This is a genomic window from Bacillus sp. R86525 (assembly GCF_042466195.1).
GTDB lineage: Bacteria > Bacillota > Bacilli > Bacillales > Bacillaceae_G > Bacillus_A > Bacillus_A nitratireducens.
Map to the genome: position 1 here is coordinate 5,130,001 of NZ_JAXHPX010000007.1, position 2,500 is coordinate 5,132,500.

Below are 2,500 nucleotides of genomic sequence, written 5' to 3' on the forward strand. Positions count from 1 at the left end.
CTTCAATAATAACTTTAACGTTAGAAGGTAAATCTTCACCTGAAGTCATCATTACAGTTGCCGCGCCCATTGAAACACCAAATAGCGCTATTTCAGCATTCGGATCTTTCTTTACAATTTGTTGAATCCAAATCAAAATATCTTTACGATCATGCCACCCCATGCCGATATAATCGCCTTCACTATTTCCATGCCCACGAAGATCTGGCGCTATGACGTTATAACCTTGTTCATAAAAATTCCGGATATATTTCGTCATTGCTGATGCCCTGCCATCATATCCATGAACTACAAGTGCCCATTTACGACTAGATTGCTCATTCATATATTCATAACCTGTTAAATTTAGCTTATCAAAAGAGCGTATAGTTAATGTATTAGGTCTATATTTTGATACAAAGTTCGCATTCTTGTCTTCATTCGTAGCCAATGCACCTCCCGATGCATTCACCGTTTCCGTTAAGTGAGGATTATCCTCTAAAAAATCTTTTTCTTGTTTCGCATTCAACGCATAATTATAGAAATAATTCCCGACTAACATATATGCAATCGCTAGAAGGACTAAAACTACTATAGTAATTACACCTATCTTTTTCATATTATCTCCTTTTTCAAAATTAAATCTTCTTATATTAAAGTACTTCAAAAATAACTGTACTATTTTAACACACCAATGAATCGTATCTATAAGAAATAAAATAGAAAATCTTAAATTACATATCAAAAATCACGGGAGAAATTGAATAAAAAATTATATGGCTATGCAACCACAAATCTTAAAAGAATGGGGAATACTTAAAGTCTAAAGTGGTATTTTGGGTTAGTAAGAAGTTATTTCTAACGAAATATACACAAAAAAGACGAGTCATTCTGACTCGTCTTAAAGTTGCTTGGCGACGTCCTACTCTCACAGGGACAAGGTCCCAACTACCATCGGCGCTAGAGAGCTTAACTTCCGTGTTCGGTATGGGAACGGGTGTGACCTCTCTGCCATCATCACCAAACTATGAAGGCATATTCCTTCAAAACTAGATAACATTTGCTACATATTATATGGTTAAGTCCTCGATCTATTAGTATTCGTCAGCTCCACATGTCACCATGCTTCCACCTCGAACCTATCAACCTGATCATCTTTCAGGGATCTTACTAGCTTACGCTATGGGAAATCTCATCTTGAGGGGGGCTTCATGCTTAGATGCTTTCAGCACTTATCCCTTCCGCACATAGCTACCCAGCTATGCCCTTGGCAGAACAACTGGTACACCAGCGGTGCGTCCATCCCGGTCCTCTCGTACTAAGGACAGCTCCTCTCAAATTTCCTACGCCCACGACGGATAGGGACCGAACTGTCTCACGACGTTCTGAACCCAGCTCGCGTACCGCTTTAATGGGCGAACAGCCCAACCCTTGGGACCGACTACAGCCCCAGGATGCGATGAGCCGACATCGAGGTGCCAAACCTCCCCGTCGATGTGGACTCTTGGGGGAGATAAGCCTGTTATCCCCGGGGTAGCTTTTATCCGTTGAGCGATGGCCCTTCCATGCGGAACCACCGGATCACTAAGCCCGACTTTCGTCCCTGCTCGACTTGTAGGTCTCGCAGTCAAGCTCCCTTATGCCTTTGCACTCTACGAATGATTTCCAACCATTCTGAGGGAACCTTTGGGCGCCTCCGTTACACTTTAGGAGGCGACCGCCCCAGTCAAACTGCCCACCTGACACTGTCTCCCGGGTCGATAAGACCCGTAGGTTAGAATTTCAATACAGTCAGGGCGGTATCCCACCAGCGCCTCCACCGAAGCTAGCGCTCCGGTTTCAATGGCTCCCGCCTATCCTGTACAAACTGTACCAAAATTCAATATCAGGCTACAGTAAAGCTCCACGGGGTCTTTCCGTCCTGTCGCGGGTAACCTGCATCTTCACAGGTACTATAATTTCACCGAGTCTCTGGTTGAGACAGTGCCCAAATCGTTACACCTTTCGTGCGGGTCGGAACTTACCCGACAAGGAATTTCGCTACCTTAGGACCGTTATAGTTACGGCCGCCGTTTACTGGGGCTTCAGTTCAGAGCTTCGCTTACGCTAACCCCTCTCCTTAACCTTCCAGCACCGGGCAGGTGTCAGCCCCTATACTTCGCCTTACGGCTTCGCAGAGACCTGTGTTTTTGCTAAACAGTCGCTTGGGCCTATTCACTGCGGCTTTCCGTTAAGAAAGCACCCCTTCTCCCGAAGTTACGGGGTCATTTTGCCGAGTTCCTTAACCAGAGTTCTCTCGCACACCTTAGGATTCTCTCCTCGCCTACCTGTGTCGGTTTGCGGTACAGGCACCTTTTATCTCGCTAGAAGCTTTTCTTGGCAGCGGGGAATCAAAGACTTCGCTCCATAAGGAGCTTCCCCATCACAGCTCAGCCTTCACGATAAGCGGATTTGCCTACTTATCAGCCTAACTGCTTGGACGTGCACAACCAATCGCACGCTTCTTCTATCCTTCTGCGTC

General features: G+C 45.5%; 1 protein-coding gene and 2 rRNA genes (2 of these 3 running past the window's edge). All 3 read right to left on the bottom strand.

Annotated elements, in window-relative coordinates; all coding sequences use genetic code 11:
• Nucleotides 1-598, bottom strand: the 5' portion of a protein-coding gene (locus SJY24_RS28930; RefSeq protein ID WP_377867094.1) for an alpha/beta hydrolase. The gene continues 362 nt to the left of window position 1, outside the view; 598 of the gene's 960 nt are visible here — the first part of the coding sequence; its start codon is at nt 596-598; its stop codon lies beyond the left edge, outside the window.
• Nucleotides 599-888: 290 nt separating this feature from the next.
• Nucleotides 889-1,004, bottom strand: a 5S ribosomal RNA gene (gene rrf, locus SJY24_RS28935).
• 49 nt (nt 1,005-1,053) lie between these two features.
• Nucleotides 1,054-2,500: ribosomal RNA gene (locus tag SJY24_RS28940) — 23S ribosomal RNA — on the bottom strand (it continues 1,475 nt past the right edge of the window).